Source organism: Acinetobacter sp. YH01004 (assembly GCF_013420455.1).
In the GTDB taxonomy this organism is placed as follows: Bacteria; Pseudomonadota; Gammaproteobacteria; order Pseudomonadales; family Moraxellaceae; genus Acinetobacter; species Acinetobacter towneri.
Map to the genome: position 1 here is coordinate 1 of NZ_VOXZ01000025.1, position 21296 is coordinate 21296.

The 21296-nt window shown below is 40.3% G+C and carries 12 protein-coding genes; 3 read left to right on the forward strand and 9 right to left on the reverse strand.

Annotated features, from left to right (window positions below; translation table 11 throughout):
- The 3 genes from FTT71_RS12795 to pepN form a co-directional block, all read right to left on the reverse strand.
- Positions 1 to 108: helix-turn-helix domain-containing protein (locus tag FTT71_RS12795; RefSeq protein ID WP_178319009.1), on the reverse strand; the 108-nt coding region annotated here is incomplete at its 3' end.
- A 209-nt stretch (positions 109 to 317) separates the two neighbouring features.
- Positions 318 to 1670, reverse strand: coding sequence for a glutathione-disulfide reductase (gene gorA, locus FTT71_RS12800; protein WP_096900890.1), 1353 nt, complete (start codon positions 1668 to 1670; stop codon positions 318 to 320).
- A gap of 661 nt (positions 1671 to 2331) precedes the next feature.
- Entirely contained in the window at positions 2332 to 4941 is a 2610-nt protein-coding gene (gene pepN, locus FTT71_RS12805; protein WP_131260801.1) for an aminopeptidase N, read from the reverse strand.
- 371 nt (positions 4942 to 5312) lie between these two features.
- Here pepN and FTT71_RS12810 point away from each other — a divergent pair, with 371 nt between their 5' ends.
- The gene (locus FTT71_RS12810; RefSeq protein WP_180161014.1) at positions 5313 to 6470 is read left to right on the forward strand and encodes a hypothetical protein; all 1158 of its coding nucleotides are present in this window, start codon (positions 5313 to 5315) and stop codon (positions 6468 to 6470) included.
- Between the two features lie 114 nt (positions 6471 to 6584).
- Here the strand turns inward: FTT71_RS12810 and FTT71_RS12815 are convergent, their stop codons facing one another.
- The 6 genes from FTT71_RS12815 to FTT71_RS12840 form a co-directional block, all read right to left on the reverse strand.
- A complete protein-coding gene (locus FTT71_RS12815; RefSeq protein WP_004973230.1) occupies positions 6585 to 7316 on the reverse strand; it encodes a hypothetical protein in 732 nt (243 codons plus the stop codon).
- A gap of 507 nt (positions 7317 to 7823) precedes the next feature.
- Entirely contained in the window at positions 7824 to 10463 is a 2640-nt protein-coding gene (locus tag FTT71_RS12820) for a bifunctional aconitate hydratase 2/2-methylisocitrate dehydratase (protein WP_096900892.1), read from the reverse strand.
- Positions 10464 to 10759: 296 nt separating this feature from the next.
- Complete coding sequence (locus FTT71_RS12825; protein ID WP_004973220.1) at positions 10760 to 11029, reverse strand: hypothetical protein; 270 nt, start codon at positions 11027 to 11029, stop codon at positions 10760 to 10762.
- Positions 11030 to 11229: 200 nt separating this feature from the next.
- Positions 11230 to 11589 carry a hypothetical protein gene (locus FTT71_RS12830; protein ID WP_104852111.1) on the reverse strand — a complete coding sequence of 120 codons (360 nt, stop codon included), beginning with the start codon at positions 11587 to 11589 and terminating at the stop codon, positions 11230 to 11232.
- A gap of 114 nt (positions 11590 to 11703) precedes the next feature.
- The gene (locus FTT71_RS12835; RefSeq protein ID WP_180161015.1) at positions 11704 to 16215 is read right to left on the reverse strand and encodes a translocation/assembly module TamB domain-containing protein; all 4512 of its coding nucleotides are present in this window, start codon (positions 16213 to 16215) and stop codon (positions 11704 to 11706) included.
- Between the two features lie 21 nt (positions 16216 to 16236).
- Positions 16237 to 19041, reverse strand: coding sequence for an autotransporter assembly complex family protein (locus FTT71_RS12840; protein WP_180161016.1), 2805 nt, complete (start codon positions 19039 to 19041; stop codon positions 16237 to 16239).
- Between the two features lie 172 nt (positions 19042 to 19213).
- Between FTT71_RS12840 and FTT71_RS12845 the strand changes: the two genes are divergently transcribed.
- Both FTT71_RS12845 and coq7 read left to right on the forward strand, forming a co-directional pair.
- On the forward strand, positions 19214 to 20533 hold the full coding sequence (locus tag FTT71_RS12845; RefSeq protein ID WP_180161017.1) for an MFS transporter: 1320 nt from the start codon (positions 19214 to 19216) through the stop codon (positions 20531 to 20533).
- A 4-nt stretch (positions 20534 to 20537) separates the two neighbouring features.
- Positions 20538 to 21173 (forward strand): 2-polyprenyl-3-methyl-6-methoxy-1,4-benzoquinone monooxygenase, encoded by a 636-nt coding sequence (coq7, locus tag FTT71_RS12850; protein WP_004973212.1) that lies wholly within the window; start codon positions 20538 to 20540, stop codon positions 21171 to 21173.
- Positions 21174 to 21296: the final 123 nt, after the last annotated feature.

Genomic DNA, 21296 nt, shown 5'->3' on the forward strand with positions numbered 1-21296 from the left:
TCGTGAACGTCCTAACTCCCGAGCAAGGGTAGCGATTGAACTTTTACTTTTCAAAGTAGCATAAATTTCGTATCTTTCATCTTGAGAAAGTTGGGTGTATTTCTTCATTGTGTGCTTTCCAATTGCGAGTTGAAAAAGTCTAATGATTCTATGAATACACCTAACTTTTTCAACTAACTACAAATGTGTTGCACTTGGGATTTGAATCTGCGTCTTTCTGACGTTTATCTTCTGATTTTTTATCTACAAATTTCAAAAATAAAAAAGAGTATGGATTTTTTTAACCCATACTCTTTGTGTGCGACTACGCTACTCCATTAGCGCATAGTCACAAATTCTTCTGCAGCAGTTGGATGAATTGCGACAGTATTGTCAAAATCTTGCTTGGTCGCGCCCATTTTGACCGCGACTGCAAAACCTTGCAAAATTTCATCCATGCCATAGCCAATACCATGCACGCCCACGACTTTCTGTTCATCACCAACGCAGACCAATTTCATTTTAGACACTTGACGATGCTGAGTTACAGCCGTGTACATTGAGGTAAAAGAAGATTGATAGACTTTGACCTGATCTTGCCCAAACTGTTCAATGGCTTGCGCTTCACTTAAACCCACCGTACCAATAGGCGGATGACTAAAGACCACCGTGGCAACATTTTGATAATCTAAATATTCATTTGGTTTGTGATTGAATAAACGTTCAGACAATTTACGTCCTGCGGCAACAGCAACGGGTGTCAGCTCAATTTTTCCAATAATATCGCCCACCGCATAAATACCTGCTTGGCTGGTATTTTGGAATTGATCTACTGCGATATATCCTTTTTCATCAATCTGCACATTTGCAGCAGCCAAGTTCAATGCTTGTGTATTTGGTTTACGTCCAACTGCCCAAATCAGACAATCGACCTCATGCTGTGAACCATCTTCAAGATGTAATAACAAAGACTGATCCGCTTGGCGAGTGACTTTCTTTGGAATGGCTTGCGTATGCACTTGGATATGTTCATCACGCATACATTCAAGTAATGTTTCACCTAAAAATTGATCTAAACTACGCAGCGGCAATTGTTTACGAATAAACAATCCAACTTCTGAACCCAACCCATTTAAAACACCTGCTAACTCTACGGCAATATAACCCGAACCGACAATTGCCGTGCGTTTTGGTAATTGTTGCAATTCAAAGAAACCGTTTGAATCAATTCCTAGCTCTGCCCCTTCAATATCTGGACGTGTTGGCTCAGTTCCTGTGGCTATTAAAATGTGATCTGCAGTGTATTGCTGCTGATTTACTTCAACTGTTTTTTCATTTACAAAACGAGCAAAGCCCTGAATCACATCAACATTGTTTTTAGCTAAACCTGATTGATACGATGCATGGATACGCTGAATATAAGCTTGACGATTTTGAATTAACGTATTCCAATCATGCGATTTTAATTCAGTATTAAAACCATAATCTGGGCCGTATTTTTGAATAGCATCGGCGATTTGCGCAGAATACCACATCACTTTTTTAGGCACACACCCCACATTGACACAAGTCCCGCCCAAATCTGCAACTTCAATTAATGCACATTTTTTACCATATTGCGCCGCGCGATTGGCCGAAGCAATACCACCACTTCCTGCCCCAATTACCAAATAGTCATAATGTTTAGCCATTTCATGCCTCAATTTTTCGTGATTTTTTAGATACTCATCTGCAGAAATTCAGCGCAGAAAAACATTCATTTTCATCAAAACTAACACATAAAACTGCATTTCCCAAGTCAGCCATATTGTCTAAATACACAAAATCGACACACTGTCATTCAATTGATTTCACTGCCAATAAAACTGACTATTCACTTAAATTTTACGCTTTTAAGGCTATAATATAACTTTGATTTTTTATCATTGGGGTCAATGTGAAGCAGTGGGTTTACGTTCTGATATGTAGCTTTATCACTTTCGGCTGTTCCCCATCCCAACCGTCAGATCAAGCCCCAAGCATGTTTGATGAACTCGATCTCATCAATACCAAAATGAATGAAATCTTGCTTCGCGATTTAGATAACTATTCTGCAGATGAGCGCAAACATATTATTTGTGAAGAATATACGCAGATTTACAAACATGAATATATGCCAATTGTACTTAAAATTCTAAACCTGAAGATCGGCAATATAACGAGAAAAAATTACTTGCTGAATTAAATGAAACTTACACCAACTATAAAAATGAATATCAAATTCGCTGTGACTAAGCTAGATTATTTTTAATATATTCCAGCCACAAAAAAGCCATTTCAACGAATTGATGAAATGGCTTTTAGTTTTTTAACTTAAACCTCTAACATACTATTTAGGGTTTCAACCACGTTTTTAGATTTCACCACAGACTGCAAATTTAGCAACGCTGCTTGCACTTGGTTACGTTGTGGCTCTGCCAAAGTGTACCAACGCGACAACACCTGCAATAAACGCGAACCTACAATTGGGTTTTTCTCATCTAAATACTTGGCTAAGTCAATAAAATGCTGAACACCAAAACTCCATGTATTCACAGGGTTGCTATTTAAACCACCACTGACTGAACGAATACGGTTAGGTGTACCCAAATCATAATCAGGATGTGCAGTTAAAGCCTGAATGGTTTCAGCTGTCGCTTTTGGATGTGAAGCTTGAACCATAAACCATTGATCAAGTGCTAAAGCTTCATCTTTAAAACGTGTATAAAAATCTTCCAAAGCAGCTTTGGCTTGCGGTGCATCATTCCACACCAAGACACGCAATGCCCCTAAACGCTCAGACATATTTCGAGTTGTTTGGTATTGCTGCTTTGCCAGCTCAAACGCTTCGGCATCGCCCTGACGTGCCATTAACGCCAACATGATATTCTTTAAAGCACGTACACCCATTGCCTGAGAGAAATCTTGCTGCATGTCTGGATCAAGGCTTAAATAGGTTTCTTTGCAGAATGCACCAAGTTCGCGCGCCAATGTATCTAACAGCGCATTGCGTTGTTGCTGAATTTTTTCAGGTTGATAATTTTGATCAATACGGCTGCCCAAATAGCCTTCAGAAGGTACATCAAAAATACGTGATGCCAACAAAGGATCTTTTTCAATTAAAGCAGGTACTGTATTTTTCATGGCTTGCAAATAAGTATCTGCTGCATGTTCTTCCAATAAAATACGTTCCAATAGAGTCTGAGTCGCCTGCCACTGGTTAAAGCCATTGGTTTCGTGCTGCATTAAAAATGCCAATTCATCATTAGAATAGTTAAATTCTAAATTCACAGGTGCAGAAAAATTACGCAATAAAGAAACAACGGGATGCGCAGTTATACCGCTAAATTCAATACTTGCTTGTGCCTGATCAAACAAATACACACCATCTTTTACTGAGTTTTCAACCAAAGCTTCAGACTGCAAAATATATTGCTCGCCTGTTTCTGCATTGAACAATGCCAATGCAACAGGAATAGGCAATGCTTTTAAGTTTGGATATTTGGCATTGCTTTTCAGACTTTGTTTTAAATTTAAACGATAAACCTGCGCAGCCGCATCGTATTCGCCCTGCACTTCAAGCTTTGGTGTGCCTGGTTGATTGTACCAAGTCAGGAAATTAGATAAATCGACACCTGAACCTGCGCTTAAAGCATTGACCCAATCTTCAACCGTGACTGCTTGTCCATCATGACGACGGAAATATTCATCACTACCTTTACGGAATTTTTCTTTACCGAGTAAAGTCGACATCATGCGGTTAATTTCCGCACCTTTTTCATAGACTGTTGCGGTATAAAAGTTATTAATTTCTACAAAATGATCTGGACGTGGTGGGTGCGATAACGGGCCAGAATCTTCAGGGAATTGATGTGCTTTGAGTACCGCTACATCATCAATACGCTGTACTGCGGCAGACTGTAAATCTTCAGAGAAAGACTGGTCACGGAATACCGTTAAACCTTCTTTTAAACACAACTGGAACCAATCGCGGCAAGTAATACGGTTACCTGTCCAGTTATGAAAATATTCATGCGCAATCACGGACTGCACACGCATAATCGCAGCATCGGTGGTGTATTCTTCATCGGCTAATACACATGACGTATTGAAAATATTCAGACCTTTATTTTCCATTGCGCCCATATTAAAAGCGCTGGTTGCCACAATCATATAATTGTCTAAATCATACGGCAGACCATAGTGTTCTTCATCCCAGCGCATCGAATGTTTTAACGCTTGCATAGCAATTTTGCATTTTGGAATGTCTTTTTCTTCTGCATAAATTTCCAGCGCAACATTACGCCCTTCAGATGTCACATAATGGTCTTTCATGACTGCCAAATCGCCAATCACACAAGCAAATAAATAGCTTGGCTTTTTGGTCGGGTCTTGCCAAATCGCATAATGACGACCTTCGCCTGCTTCACCTGTTTCTAACAAGTTGCCGTTTGCCAATAACACAGGATATTTTTTATCGGCTTCAACACGTGTGGTAAATACCGACAATACGTCTGGGCGGTCAGGATAGAAGGTAATTTTACGGAAACCTTCAGGCTCGTTTTGGGTAACAAATAAATCAGAACTTGCCTGATATAAGCCTTCAAGTTGCGTATTGCTTTCAGGATGAATGATCACGATGGTTTCTAACGTGACTTGATCAGGTGCATTTGCAATGCGAAGCTGCTCACTATCTAATTGATAGTCACTTTCCGATAATTCCGTGCCATTCAAAATAATAGATTTCAATTCTAAATCACGGCCCAATAACACCAAATCGCCTGCAGTCTGACGCTGCATTTTCAATGTTGCACCCACTTGGGTGTAATCTGCATAGACTTGAATATCTAGCTCTACAGCATCTACCAAGAATGAAGGTTTTTGATAGTCTTTTAAATAGATAGTTTGGCTGGCTTCAACCATAGGATTTGCTGCAATATTCATCTTGTCCTCATTCTTTGTGGCGATGCGCTTGTTTTTGTAAAGTTGCAATGATCATACGACAACTTTCAACATCTGTCTGCGCACAATCTATTTCAGTCTTATTCAACAATGCTGATTTATATGGGCGCTCAACCCAAGCTTTTCAATCCTATCTGGATTAATCCTGTACAAGTAACATAAAAGCAGACTGTTTAAATCAATACCTGTATTGCTATTACGCGTAAATTTAATATTTTGATATGCAACTTCACTTCAAATACGACCAACACAGGCTAATTTTGATGATGATCAAAAGCACAGAAGCTTCCACTTTTCAGTACACAAGCCATGTATAATGACATATCACGATTTACTTGAGCTTCTATTTCACAATGCTACAAATTCTGCAAAAACAATTAGATGAAAGCACATTATGCCCTTTGTGTCAGGCATCTATGTATTGGGTAGAAGCAGAACAATATGAGCAGGAATTAAATTTTCACCAATGTAGTCATTGTGAACATCGCATCTTTCAAAATAGCCAACAACAAAACTGTCATTGCGCAAGCTGTACCCAACAACGCAAAAAAATCATGGCGGAAACCCGCTTGCAAGAACAACAAAAATTCAAAAAACAGGATGCACCTGAACGCGAATTAAATCAGCTGCGTTTTATAGATAAATTATTTTTATTGAGTATTTTAGATCAGCATGCACAGGAACATATTCCACATGAAGAATTTATAGATTGGGAAAAAATCAAGTATTTAAATATTACCCCCAACTATTTTTTCCAGCACGGCATGATCAAACATTTGCTAAAAGAGCAAATATTAATTGCCAAAGATTTTGCGGAAAATGCGCAGCAATATTATATCAATGTCCGTTTAGATGGTTATTCTGAACCAAGCTTATTCAGCATTGCACAACAATTACGTTATTGGTTTTATGAAAATCTGAGTATGGGCACACCGTTCAAAACAGCAGATGAAGTCAAAGATGCGCTGTATTTATTGCTGTATCAAGAGATTGTGCAGTTTATGCAATTTTATTGTCGGACTTGGGGAATACAAATTGCGGCCAACCATAGTTTTCAGAGCTTTTGCTACCGACTTTTAGATGTCTTGGCGGTTGGGCAAATTTATTACTTGGTGCAAACTGCTTTGGAATTTTTATACCAACAAAAAGCACTCAAACCGCGTAATGAAAACTTTATTAATACCAATTTACTGAAAAAGACTGTGCAGCAATACCGAGAACGGTCAGTGGCTGAAAAATGGGAGACCTCTACCCTGCCACGCCCGCCTAATTTGCCTTTCAGCTATATGAGCGAAATTTTATTCTTCCGCTTTTTGGGTTATGACGAAAGGATTTTCTTTCAACCTGTGTGGCGTTCTTGGCGAAAAATTGAAGCACGACTTAAATTTTATTCACTTAAACGCTGTATGCACTGCGGATCGGATGAACTGACTGTCGATTATGACGCAGAAAATTATGTGTCCTTATTTTGTCGCAACTGCAAACATCAAGATCATTATTTCACTCAATAAAACTTTGGTGAAGATGATGGTTACACCCCATCACTGCCCAAATTCATCATCTACTGCAGTATAGAGTCAACAGGATACGTACAGAGGATTACAGTTTTTCGATGTGATAAGCACCTAATCCACTTTTCTGTTTAGTGCTAAATTGAGTGCCGTTTCAGATAAAGTTTTACCGTCTAATTTACAAATACACATAATGCCCCAACCATCAAAATAATCAGGCGCGTGCTGCAAAAAGAAATTGGAATGTACATCTTGCGGAATTCTCAAATGCATCAGTTGCTCAAAACTTCGTGCTGGAGAATGAGTTTCATGCACATATACGCCTTCACCGCGCTTTTGAATTTCAGGATACCGTGCCGCCATAAGCTGCAAAACTTCATGATATTCCTTAGGCATAGTTTTCCCGACTCTTGGGAAAAAACTTTTAGAACGCGAAGCAAACAAAGAATAAATCTTCGGTTGATTAATGCTAATCACAAACCACAATGGAATAAATGGATTTTTTAAGCGTCGATTCAACATGGCTTTGACTGCACTTGGAATCGTCAAATTTTGTTTTTGATATTCAGACAAAAAACCCGCTCGTGAATTGACCACATGCATAGGCTGTTCATTATAATGAATCAAAATAAAAGGAATAACATTTTGCCCAACCACTTGATCTCGATCATGATATTGAATAACCGTGACTGCGATTGCATCGGGGTCATAAACAAAGGCTTTAAATTCTTCTAAACTCGAATTTGGAAAGATTTTTTGATCGAATTGATAAATTTTTTCAAAAAAATACGATTGCTGCTGCATTGAAAGCGCTTTAAAGTCAAAAACTGTTTCTATTAAATTCATAAAAACAACCCAGTTTCATATTTAAAGAGAGACGCAAAATTTTTTTAATTGGTCAATGCATTAATAATATGACACATTTTAATTACATAATTTTACAATCATTATAGTAAGTTATTAAAAAATATCCAATTTCATTAAAATTAAAACTAAGTAGTTCATTTCAACAAAGTTTTTACCAAAAATTATAATTAAAATTGAATACCAGCATTAATCCATTATATTTTGTGATGCAGTTTACATTATTTTATGACGAACGGTATTGATAGGCAAATTTATATTGTTTTAATAAGTTAAATCCTAATTTATTTCATAGCTTACGCCCCTATTTTTAAAATCAGCTAGGCAAGCTGAAATATCACAATCTATGCTGTTTTAAATGTCATTCATTATTAGATTGAAATTTTACACATAAAAATAAGGGCTGAATAATCAGCCCTTATTTGATCTTGCTTATCGCTCAACACTCGAACAAATCATAGATTTGCTCTTGCGTTTGCTTTTCCTAACTTAGGTCAACTGAGCAGCAGCAATTTTCTTGGTGTCTACATTCGCAGCAGCGTCTGTGTAGCTTTCCATCTGGTCAAAGTTCAAGTACTTGTAGATGTCAGCAGACATGCTGTCGATTTGAGAAGCGTACTGTTGGTATTCTTCTGGTGTTGGTAACTTACCAAGTACCGCTGCAACAGATGCAAGCTCAGCAGAAGCTAAGTAAACGTTTGCACCTTGACCTAAACGGTTCGGGAAGTTACGTGTAGAAGTAGATACTACAGTTGTGTTCGGTGCTACACGTGCTTGGTTACCCATACATAATGAACAACCTGGCATTTCTGTACGCGCACCCGCTTTACCATAAGTGTTGTAGAAGCCTTCTTCCATAAGTTGACGCTCGTCCATACGAGTTGGAGGCGCTAACCATAGACGAGTAGATAAAGAACCACCAGGAACTTTGTCTAATAACTTACCAGCAGCACGGAAGTGGCCGATGTTTGTCATACAAGAACCGATGAACACTTCATCAATTTTGTCACCTTGAACGTCAGAAAGAAGTTTTGCATCATCTGGATCGTTCGGGCAGCAAAGGATTGGTTCTTTGATGTCTGCAAGGTCAATTTCATACACTTTAGTGTATTCAGCGTCAGCATCAGCTTTAAGAAGTGATGGGTTCGCTAACCATTTTTCCATGTTCTCAACACGACGAGCCATAGTACGCGCATCGCCATAACCTTCAGAAATCATCCACTTAAGCATGGTGATGTTTGAACGAAGGTATTCAGCAACTTTCTCTTCAGAAAGTGTGATAGAACAACCTGCAGCTGAACGCTCAGCAGAAGCATCAGACAATTCAAATGCTTGTTCAACTGTTAAGTCAGTTTCCATTTCTGTTAAGTCGATTTCTAAGATACGACCAGAGAAGATGTTTTTCTTACCTTTCTTCTCTACAGTTAAGTCACCTTCTTTAATTGCGTAGTAAGGAATCGCATGTACAAGGTCACGTAAAGTGATACCAGGCTGCATTTTACCTTTGAACTTCACAAGTACAGACTCAGGCATGTCAAGTGGCATAACACCAGTTGCTGCAGCGAACGCTACAAGACCAGAACCCGCTGGGAAAGAAATACCAATTGGGAAACGAGTATGCGAGTCACCACCAGTACCTACTGTATCTGGAAGAAGCATACGGTTTAACCAAGAGTGGATAATACCATCACCTGGACGTAAAGAAACACCACCACGGTTCATGATGAAGTCAGGAAGCGTGTGTTGCATTTGAACGTCAACTGGTTTTGGATACGCAGCTGTGTGACAGAAAGATTGCATTACTAAGTCTGCAGAGAAACCTAAACAAGCTAAATCTTTTAATTCGTCACGTGTCATTGGACCTGTTGTATCTTGAGAACCAACAGTAGTCATCTTAGGTTCGCAGTAAGTACCTGGACGAACACCTTGACCTTCTGGAAGACCACAAGCGCGACCTACCATTTTTTGAGCTTGAGTGAAGCCTTTGCCTGTGTTTTCAGGTTGTACTGGAGTACGGAACAAAGTAGATGGTGCAAGACCTAAAGCTTCACGCGCTTTAGCTGTCAAACCACGACCAACGATCAAGTTAATACGACCGCCTGCACGTACTTCGTCTAGAAGCACTGGAGTTTTAAGTTCAGATTCAGCGATTTGTGCGCCGTCTTTGAACGCTGTTACTTTAGCAGCAGCATGGTCGATTTTAAGAGTGATTTCATCACCCATGTTCATGTTAGAAACGTCGATTTCTACTGGTAAAGCACCCGCATCTTCCATTGTGTTAAAGAAGATTGGCGCAATTTTACCGCCTAAGCAGTAGCCGCCATCTTTTTTGTTTGGAATGTGCGCGATTTCATCACCGAAGAACCAAAGTACAGAGTTAGTTGCAGACTTACGAGAAGAACCTGTACCAACAACGTCACCCACGTAAGCAACTTGGTTGCCTTTCGCGATAAGGTCTTTGATTTGGTTTAATGGACCAACTTCACCAGGAACTTCTGGGTTGATGCCATCACGTACGTTTTTCAACATTGCATTTGCGTGCAATGGAATGTCTGGACGACTCCATGCGTCTTGTGCAGGTGACAAGTCGTCAGTGTTGGTTTCGCCAGTAACTTTAAACACTGTAAGTTTGATTTCTTCAGGTACATCTTTACGGCTAGTGAACCATTCAGCATCAGCCCAAGATTGTAAAACTGCTTTCGCGTTTTCGTTACCTGCTTTTGCTTTGTCTGCTACGTCATGGAACGCATCAAATACAAGCAAAGTGTTTTTCAATGCTTCAGCTGCTAAGCCAGCCAATTCAGCATTGTCTAAAAGCTCTACTAAAGGTGCTACGTTATAACCACCAAGCATTGTACCTAGTAAGTAAACTGCGCGCTCTTTAGAAACGAGTGGAGAGGTTGCTTCACCTTTTGCTACAGCAGCTAAGAAAGCAGCTTTAACGTATGCCGCTTGGTCAACACCTGCAGGTACACGGTTTTCAATCAAATCAACCAAATAAGCTTCTTCGCCTGCTGGTGGATTTTTTAATAATTCAACTAATGCAGCTGTTTGCACATCATCAAGTGGCTTCGGTGGGACTCCGAGTGCGGCACGTTCTTCAACGTGTTGGCGGTAAGCTTCTAGCACGGTGTTATTCCTCTTTTTTAAAAAATTATTTGTGAATTCCTGCTTTTAAAGCATCACAAACAATATGGACTGCAAAATTTTACTAAACTTCCGGTTAAAAGTTAATGCAACTAGAGTGTTTCTTTGTGATGCCCATTATTTTATAACTAAATGATGCGCATATTGTTCAATTTACAGACAAAACACGACTTAATTTTAACTTTGTCTGTATGTACACTAACTTTTCGCCTAAAGTTTAACTCGTAAAAAAGGCAACACTCATGTTGCCTGTTCTAATGAATGAATGATATTCCACCTTAGTGTACTGTTGTGGCTTGAAGATAGTGCTGTAATTGTTCGCGACTACCTTCAAACTTGAGTTGAATTTCATCTTCATGCAGCATACAGTGTTCTGCACTGGTAAATGAAATTTGAACTTGATATATCTTTGCAGGTGCATCAATTTGCTGACGTAAATACACCCGATCACCTAAACTTAAAACATAATGACTGCCGCCAATTACCGCGACACCTTGTTCATCTTCTAAGAGCAAATCTGCATTATGCAGGTAAGCAACCACTTCCATTATGCGCTCCTACTGTTTTTGTTATGTTTTTAATTATTCATGAAAAAGATAAGCTTTGCCAGTTTTAAGATTTAGAACTTGTCACAATTTATTTGTTATTTATTTTAGTTTTAGACGTTTGATTCACTTAGGCTATTTTTGATAAAAGATATAGAGGTACAAAACATATTTCAATTTTAATTCATAAAAAAACCGTTCTTTTAGAACGGTTTGTAATCAGGCATTTTATCATGCGGGGTCGCGATACATTTTTCAGTAAATTGCGTACGGACTTTTTCACGTGCCGCATCAACATCACCATTAATTTCTTCAAGTGGCAATGCATATACTTGCTCAATAATCTCTGAGATAAAATTACGGGTAATGTCATCTTCAATTTTATTGGCATGCTCAATGGCACGTTCTTTTTCAATCGCATTTTGACGATCTAGCATGATGGTACGCGCAGCATTGCCAACACTTCGGCAATAGCCTTGCCATTGTTCTTCAGGGGTTAAGGGTTTCTTTTCTGCACAACCCATTAATGCAAGCACTGCAGTCACCACCAAAATCTTTTTCATTGAAGCTCTCCTGTTGTGCTTATGATAATCAAAAGTTGACATAAATACGAAACTATCCATGCACAAGCTTAAAAAATGCGCTCTGATAGAACGCATTTTTAAGTGAGGTTGCCGTTAGAAGCGCCAGTTATAGAAAATATCCACTGCGCGTTCTAAAGCTTGGCTGGCTTCTAAGTACAGTCGCTTATTCATTTGATAACGCAAAGTCAATTTATTGACAGGTGTGAAAACCCCCACACCATAACGAATAAACAAGTCTGGGGTGATATAACCCGTCAAACTGACTTGGGTATCATCGCCTGTACCTTGGGCATCAAGTGCCAAACCACTTAAACCGAAGGTACGTCCAATTTGATTGGTCAAGGCACGTGTACCACCCAATCCCATACTAATACCTGCCGCTGCAATAGTATTGTTGACGTCTGACTTAAAGCTTTCGGTCTGACTTAAACCACTGGTACCTTCATTGATACGACCTGTGATCAAAGCATTTAATGCTTCTTGTTCAGATAAGCCTGCATCGTTATAGACCTGAATGTTCGGACTGCTGGCTGTGCCTGTAACTCTAAAGCCGACCATGCTGCCCTGTACATTTTTATTGGCATCCATATCTAAAGTTGGGTTAGAAATTGGGCCATTAAAACGCGCAATGGCACGGTTCAAATCCAGACTTTGTCCATAGGCTTCAATTTTCACACGCTGGCTGACCCCAATCGCACCATTGGCACGCATCTCAGTTTCTAAACCACGTTGAGATAAATACAAACGTCCAATCAGTGGAATACGGCTATTAAAACCTTGGAAAATGACCAGATCACCCAAATTCAATTCAAGATCGGCACGAATATCCCATGGACGAGCTGAACGTAATAATGCCAGTTGATCTTGTCCTTCATGTACCACACGCACATCCGAAGACACGTTAACCACAGGTGCAGACACTTCAGGCATAGAAATTAAAGCCCGAGGTACATCTACACGTCCTTTTAAACTCAGTTTTTTCTGGAAAGGTAAAACATCTAAGGATACATCTGGCGTAATCATTGCAGTAATTAGCGGTGCTTGACGAATTAATAAGTCTTTACCGTTTAAATTTAACTGAATACGCGGATCATTTTTCCAATCCACACTGCCCGTTAAACGCCCTACACCACCACCGCTGTTAAATGCGCCATTAATGCTGGCTTGATCTTGGCGGATAGAGGAATAGACCTGCACATTGGTCAGATTTACAGGTAACGAAATCATGCTGATCGCACCATCTTTCAGGCGCATTTCACCTGTGAGCAATGGTGAAGTTAAAGTCCCATTGACCTTGCCAGCAAAGGACAAAGTGCCTGCCATTGAGCGCACATCGGCAATAAACGGTTTAAAAACTTTAAGTTGTACCTGATCAAAGGCAATTTCACCGCGCATTGGCATGTTTTTAGTGTAAGGATCAATCAGCACATTGGCATAACCTGTACCAATTTCAGGTGTTTTCACATCTATGCGTAATTTCAAGCCTTCGGCAATGCTTTTTGCGACCACAGCCACTTGTTCATAGCGCAAGGTTGAGCCTATATCTTGTGGATCGTCCGCAGCAAGTCCAATGACGCCATCACGCGTGACCAAATGTGCATCAATTTTTGGCTTCTGTCCTTTTGCCCACGCCGCTTTGGCATACCCATTAACCTTGCCTGTAATCGCCAAACCTTCAGGCATAAATGCAGAAAAGTCATTTAAGTCTAAGTTTTGAGTCACAAATGATGCATTGGCTTTGGTTTTACTCACACGAATAGGTTGATCAAAACACAATTGGCTTTGCTGACTCATCCAACAATGCGCACCAACATACAACTCACTGGTTCTATGTTGATATATCACGGCCGCGTTTTGGCGCTGTGCCAAATGGGTTCTTAAGGAGTCAAAATCCCCTTTCTGAATTTGTCCCATCCAATCATTTTGTGCATTTAAACCACCCGCCAATTGCACATAAAACTTACTCAACTTATTTTCAGCTTCCAGTTTTAAAATATGCGCCTGACGTGTGCCTGCTAAAGAAATCTGCCCTTGCTCAATGCCACGGTTACCACTGCGTAAATTTTCCATGGATGCCGTCATCAACGTTGGCGTATTTTCAGAAGTTGGCAATTCACCTTGTAAGCGCAACTTACGCACGCTGAAAATATTATTGAGGCTGAACTGATCAACTGCAAAATTGGCAGTGGCTTGTAAGCGTGGCTGCGACTGCACATTGATATAGCCATACGCACGTCCACGTAAACCTGAATAGATTTCGTATAAAGCAGGCGCATTGACTTTAATACGCAGATTTTGTGCATTCCCCGTTGCTTGTAACTGATTTTTGGCATAAGACAAAAATAGATTATTGGCTTCAAACTGTTGTGGTAAAAAGCCTTTTTGATTAGCATCAATCAACATGGCTAAATTCCCCGTACCACGTACAGGTTTATTATTGAGCATGCCTGCCAAATTCAGACGTTCAATGTTGATCCGTTTTTGAGTGTCTGACCAAATACCTTGAGTGCGAATATTGCCCGATAATTCACCACGTACACTGGACACAAAATAGTGCGGCTTAAAGCGAATTAAAGAAGCGTTTAAATTCCAGCTCACCCCCTGATTCAAATGCAGCAAACCATCCGCCACAATTTGCCCTGCAACACCATTATGGCGTAAGTCGCTAATTTTAATTAGTTCCGGCGTACCCGATAATTTTAGTTTTAAATGTCCTTCACTGCCTTGAATGGCACTGGCATTTAACCCACCATCATAATTCACGGCAAAACTTTTAAAGCCACCACCAGCTTTCACATCATGGAACAATAAAGCGATGGTGCTTTGCCCAGTTAAATGTACGTTTTCATTTTGATTGACCAAACGCCCTGTCAAATTAATATCTTTCAAATGAATAATTTGCTGATTCGGCAATGCAAAACCATTGGCTTTAAACTGCCCATTTAACACATTAACAGGTGCTGCGGTGCTGATACTTTGCGGATTAAAGTTTTTCGCAGCCAATACTGCATTCCATTTCAACTGACGTTTGTCGGTTGGTAAATCAATGACGGCGCTGCCTGCCAAATGACTATCTGCGGTATCAAATTTAAAATTAGGAATATTTAAGCGATTATTCTTTAAATTCAGTTTAGCTTGGTACATACCTGCAGGTAACATGGTTTTTTCATGTGTGCTGACTTTGGTCGCCACAAAAATATCTTGCTGACCTTCTACCAAGGCCATTTGCACATCACCCAATTCACTTTTTAACCAACCCACATACGGCACAGCACGGTCTATGTTGTTCCAGCGCACATCAAGCAACATCGGATTTGCCGCTTTGCCCTGCGCAGGTTTTTGATCGAGTTTTAAATTCCAAGTTTCATATTGGTCAAAATCGACTTGTGCAGTTAAGTGTGTGCCTTTTTCCAAATGACCTTTAGATGCTAAATTGGCATCTAAACTTGGCGGTAAAAAGTCTTTGACCACTTGAGGAATTAGTGGATCTTTAGGATTAATTTTATCCAGACGTCCTGTTAAATCCCAATTGACTTTTTTATCCCAACTGACAATGCCCGCTACATTGGCAGCACCTTGCATAAGTTGTGCATTTAAATTGCTGATATTCAGTTGATGAACTAAGTCGGTATACATCAAACCTGTATATTGACCTTTAGGAATGTGTTTACCGCTCAAATCTGTATTGACATCAATATCTAAACGCTTGATATCACCTTTAAATTTGGCTGCACCTGCTTGGGTAAAAAGCTCCTGCTCGGTCAAAATAGGCCAACGGTAGTCTTTAAATTGTAACTCACCAAACATTGGCACTTGCTTACGCATTGGATGCAGCACCACCCATCCCGTGAGCAAGTCAGGCGTATTTGTTGCAACACCCGCCTGAATCGTGTCGAGTGTGCCTTTACCCACCACTTTAATATCGTGAATATTTAAGCTGTCATGTAAAGAGGGAATATTTAAATCACCCACCACATTAAGCGGATATTTACCTTCAAATTTCATATCGCCTGTGGCATTGCGTACATTCAAATATCCCATATCCATATTGGAATCTTCAAATTTCAGTTCTGTACCCGACCACAAGGCATTATTTAAATCAATATCGTAAAAATCGACCTGCGTACCAGAGGCGGTTTGAATCAATAAATGATCGACATCGGCAGTATCTAAACGCAAAACAAAAGGTAAGCGAATTTCATTGAATTTGAATGGATCATCACTTGGTGGGCCTTTCGGATAAATCCGCAGATTACGCACATCGGCACGATTGAGATGGATTTCTTTATCTAAAATGGCACGCCAACCAAGAATGACATCGGCACGGTCAATTTTGACATCAACAGGTTTTAAACTGACGATGATATTGCGCAGAATAATCCCGCGCCATAAATTACCGCCTTCATATTCATAATGAATAATTTCTTGGCGCTGCAATACGCTGTCTAATAAGAACTTTGAGCCACGGTCTGTTGAGAACATCACCACCAAAGCGGACACCAATAAAACCAGCATCAACAGCAGTGACAGTAAAACACTCCTGAGTATTCGACGCTTTTTAGGTGGCGTTACTGGAGTTTCTGGTTGCTGTTCAACTTCAGCCATAATGTTCTCTAAGTCTTAAATTTATAGTTGAGAGCCAATAAAGAAATGTAAACGGATTGGATGGTTATCATCTGAAATACCAGAAGCCACATCAATCCGAATTGGGCCAATTGGTGATGCCCAACGTACCCCCAAACCTACGCTATATTCGGTGTCGTTGCTAAAGTCTTTATCGTAAGCATTACCAAAATCACTAAATACTGCTGCGCGCCACCCCTCTTTAAATTGATAGTTATATTCTAATGAACCAACCGCCAAAGCCTGACCTCCAATTTTAAAGCCTTCAATTTGTGGTGTTAAAGACTTGTAGTCAAAGCCACGTAAAGACTGGTCACCACCAGTAAAATAACGCAAATTATAAGGCACTTTATTAAAATCTTCGGTGTAGATATAACCTAAGTCACTGCGTCCGACAAACTGATGATCGTCATTTTCACCCAATGAATAAATAAAACGCCAACCTGCATTTAGAATGGCTAAATCTGCATCGCTGAGCAGTGATTCACTCCCCAGTTCTATTTTATAAATTTGGCGGAAACCTTTGCTTGGGTTAACACGACGGTTACTGTCGGTACGTGAAACTTCATAGCCAAGCAATAACGATTGTTGCTCGACATCACCATTGGCAATAAACGCATCAGGCACTTTTTCCAAAAATACAGTGCCATCTTCAGTTAAGCGATCCAGTCGATAACGCAAGCCAAAAGTATGTTGCCAACTGCCCATTGGTTTTTTAATCACACGGTCTACACCTGCAACCGCAGATTCAATCATCAAGCCGCCACCTTGTGCAACATCGTCACGTTCTTCACGCTCATAACCGCCAACCAACGCGACATAATCATTCAGTGGATGGTTATAAGGAATGTTATAGCGTCCATCAATGGCTTGACGAATTTGTGAAAGCTCCAAGTTGGCATCGAAAGAGTGACCACGTTTATTGACAATGGCACGGCGATATTGCCCACGCAAACGTACGCCTGTGTCAGTTCCGTAACCCGCACCGACTTCGGCACTATTTAAGCGGTCTGCATTTAAAGTCACAATCACAGGAATTTTTTTGTCGATACGTGCCTGTTGTTTTAAGCGTTCTTCTTCTGATTGTTTGTCTTCTTGCTGTGCTTGTAGCATGCGCAGCTTATCGTTGCTCGCACCTTCTTCTGTGCCTGCAAACTCAGCTTCATTCACCACAGATTGCGTCACTTCCTGAGATGACACCACCCGTTTTTGATCGACGACTGTGGCATCGTAAACAGAGAGTTTTTGTTGATCGACCAAAGCCTGAATATCAGGCGGTAATTCCAAAGGATACTCGACAGGATCAGGGCGAATTGTATCAACCAAGGTGTAGTTGAAATAACGCGAGTTGGTGAGGTTATTGGCCAAACCATTTACACGCCAAAAAGTATAGTCAGCATTGTCCTGCCAAGTGACCATACTTTGCAGAATATCCATATCCAAAGGGAATTCTTGATTTGGATCGCTCATACGAAATTCAACATTTCCGAGTTTATAACGCTCGCCTGTTTCATAACGTAAATTGATATCGGCTGTATTTTGAGGTTGAGCGACTTTAACGTCATGCAAACGCCAGTAACTGTCAAAATAACCGTTATCTGAAGCGGCATCGGTAATTCGTTTTTTGGTTTGCTCATACAAACCATGATTAAACACATCATCTACTTCTTGATCAGGCAAGACACCAATAACCTGAAATTGTGCCTCGTATTGTCCTTCACCTGTAAATTCAATATTTTGCTGTTTAATCGCCACAGGTGGATTTGGCACAACCTGCACACGCACGCGGCTATCACTGAGTTTTTCAAACTTAAACTCGGCATTATAAAAACCCACCGCCTGCGCAGCCTGATTTGACAACGTACGCAGTTGCGGCAATGCCGATGGAAAATCTGCAAAAGATTCCTGGGTAAAACTGGAAAGTTTGGCCTTAATATTGGCACTTAAATGATCCACCGCTGTACGATAAGCATCGGGCGACACTTCTCCAATTGAGTTTTGTGTACCATTGGCGCCATTTGCGGTAATGACTACATCTGCACTAATACGCGGCACTTTGGCTGTGTTTAGCTCACGCGGTGGACGGACTTTATACAGTAAACGTCTGAAAAAACCGGGTTTATCGGCATTTTCGACCTGCGTCATCCAGCCCAATTCAGTCATTAAGGTATCGTTAGGATTGGCTTCCACTACAAAATTACTGTCTGCCTGAATATTGGTTATGAGCTGATCGACATTTACAGGCGCTTGATCAATTTGCAGTAGCTCCTGCTGTGTTGCGTCTTGAACCAACGTTTCTGGCACTTGACCATTGCGGTCTAGCATCGCTTCTTGTTTGGCTTGTTCTGCCACCTGAAAAATTTCATTGGCAAGCCCCTGATCTACAGGTGCAATGGGTAAATCTTCTAAGTCTTCAAATTCGATAGGCTGAAATTCAGCAAAAGATGCCCCTGCCTGTTGTTGCTGTTGCAGCATTTCTAGACTATTAAATTCAGGTGTTTGCGCTTGCTCTAAAGCTTCTTCTATTTTTTGTAGATCTTGGGCACTGTCTTTACCTTGTGCTGCTGCCAGTTGTTTAATTTCTTCAGCTAAATTTTGTGCTTCTTCTGTAGTTGGAGTCTGCAGTGATGTAGGATTTTCAGCGAGTTGGGTGTTGGAGTTAGATACCTTAAGACTTTCTGCAAAACTTGAGGATGCAACTAAACCTAAAAACAGACTTAGTCCGAGCTTTTTCGGCATATTCCAGCATAAAATTGCATGCATACTGGAACACAGTACTGATTTTTTAAAGTTTGTATTTACAAGCATAAAAAACTCTAAACTGATTTAATTTTTTGGATAAACCCCAATCAACCCACGTATAAACACTATTTGTTCGATTTTTTCATTAGTGAAATACTTGAAACATCATACATGATTTTCTGTACAATTATATCAAGTGGTCACATTTCTTAATAAAACTAAACGAAGTTAATCACGCATGAAAAAAAATGAACATTTGTTAAAGAGTCGTCGCTTTTTGCCGATGTTTCTCACTCAATTTTTTGGCGCACTCAATGATAATGTGTATAAACAAGCGCTGCTTTTGGTCTTTACCTATGGCTGGATTAGCCAACAATCTGCAAATGTCAGCACCCTGAACAATTTGGCAGCCCTGCTGTTTATTTTGCCCTATTTCATTTTTTCTGCCACCGCAGGACAATTGGCAGACAAGTATGAACGCGCTCAATTGGTACGTGCCATCAAACTGCTTGAAATTATCATCATGCTGATTGGTACCGTTGGTTTTATTTTAGGAAATTTGTGGCTGTTGCTGATGGCCTTGTTTTTAATGGGTGCACAATCGACCTTTTTTGGCCCAATCAAATATGCCATTTTGCCTGAAGTACTCAAACCGCATGAACTGATGTCAGGCAATGCAATTTTCCAGTCAGGTACATCCATTTCAATTTTATTGGGGATGATTTTAGGCGGTGCAGTGATTTCAGTATCTGCAGGCAATTTAGTCTGGATTAGCTTAACTGTGGTGATTATTGCACTAATTGGTTATGCCTCAAGTCGTTTTGTGCTGACGCAGCGCGTCACGGCACCCGACATTCAAATTGACTGGAATTTTTTCCGCACCAGTTTCCAGACTTTAAAATATGCCAAAAGCCTGCCGATGATTTTTTTGATCTTACTTGGAAACTCTTGGTATTGGTTTTATGGGGCAACGTATTTAACCCAAATTCCACAGCTCACTCAACAAAACTTGCATGCTTCTGAAAATGTGGTGAGTTTATTACTGACACTCTTTTCTGTCGGTATTGGCGTAGGTTCTTTGCTCTGCCGTAAAATAGGCGGTACCGAGGTCAATATTAAAATGGTGCCTATTGGCGCAGTCGGTTTAACCGTCTTTGCTTTTTATTTGGCAGGCACATTGGCTTTTGTACCAGAAAAAACAGGCGCACTACTGGGCTTAGCCGAAGTCTTTCAGCAAGGCTGGAGTTATTATCATGTCATGTGTGCAGTCACTTTACTGGGCATTAGTGGCGGTTTTTACATTGTGCCCTTGTATGCCATGATGCAAGCCTATTCCCCTCGCTCGCACCGCGCACGTGTGGTCGCAGCCAACAATATTTTAAATGCGGTATTTATGGTGTCATCTGCCATTTTTTCGATTTTAATTTTAAGCATTTTAAAAATTGATTTAAAAATTTTATTTAGTATTACGGCTGTTTTAAGTGCTGTTTTCACCTTTTGGCTCTTGTTAAAGCTCAAGCCAATGTTAGATACTGCACAGGACTCTTTGGAGGATTAATTTCATGCGTCATTACACAGGCATCGACAAGTTTATTCATTCATTTGACCAAGCCTTACGTAGTTTAGTACCTGGCACAACTTCGGCTCAACGTGAAAACCCGGGCAATACGGTTGAAACCAAATTGGCTGTGAGTGAAGCACGTCATGTTGCAGGCTTAATGCGAGTAAACCATAGTGGTGAAGTCTGTGCACAAGCCTTATATCACGGTCAGGCTTTAACTGCGAAATTGCCCAATGTACGTCGTGAAATGGAACAGGCTGCAATTGAAGAACAAGACCATTTGGCGTGGTGCGAAGACCGCTTAAAAGAGTTAGACAGTCACACCAGTTTGCTTAATCCTGTATGGTATGGCTTGTCTTTTGGGATGGGTGCAATTGCAGGTATTGCGGGCGATAAATACAGTTTGGGTTTTGTGGCAGAAACTGAACGTCAAGTCAGCTTGCATTTAGAACATCATATTAGCCAATTGCCTGAACAAGATGATCGTTCACGTAAAATTCTAGTCCAAATGAATGAAGATGAATTGCATCATCGCGATACGGCGCTCAAAGCAGGTGGTGTAGATTTGCCTGTACCTGTACGTTTGACCATGACTGCGATTTCCAAGCTCATGACCAAGACCAGTTATTATATTTAACCCGAATTACGGATAAGAAAAGCCCTTGAAAAAAAGGTAGTTAGAGCCATTTAGAAAGTTACGACACAACCCAAAGGCTCTAACTACCATGTACGATTTTACAGAAATTTTTTGTATTGTTGA

Coding starts and splice junctions, on each gene's coding strand:
- FTT71_RS12810 (WP_180161014.1), top strand. CDS start 5,313: ATGCTACAAATTCTGCAAAAACAATTAGATGAAAGCACATTATGCCCT.
- coq7 (WP_004973212.1), top strand. CDS start 20,538: ATGCGTCATTACACAGGCATCGACAAGTTTATTCATTCATTTGACCAA.
- pepN (WP_131260801.1), bottom strand. CDS start 4,941: ATGAATATTGCAGCAAATCCTATGGTTGAAGCCAGCCAAACTATCTAT.
- FTT71_RS12815 (WP_004973230.1), bottom strand. CDS start 7,316: ATGAATTTAATAGAAACAGTTTTTGACTTTAAAGCGCTTTCAATGCAG.
- FTT71_RS12845 (WP_180161017.1), top strand. CDS start 19,214: ATGAAAAAAAATGAACATTTGTTAAAGAGTCGTCGCTTTTTGCCGATG.
- gorA (WP_096900890.1), bottom strand. CDS start 1,670: ATGGCTAAACATTATGACTATTTGGTAATTGGGGCAGGAAGTGGTGGT.
- FTT71_RS12825 (WP_004973220.1), bottom strand. CDS start 11,029: ATGGAAGTGGTTGCTTACCTGCATAATGCAGATTTGCTCTTAGAAGAT.
- FTT71_RS12830 (WP_104852111.1), bottom strand. CDS start 11,589: ATGAAAAAGATTTTGGTGGTGACTGCAGTGCTTGCATTAATGGGTTGT.
- FTT71_RS12835 (WP_180161015.1), bottom strand. CDS start 16,215: ATGGCTGAAGTTGAACAGCAACCAGAAACTCCAGTAACGCCACCTAAA.
- FTT71_RS12840 (WP_180161016.1), bottom strand. CDS start 19,041: ATGCTTGTAAATACAAACTTTAAAAAATCAGTACTGTGTTCCAGTATG.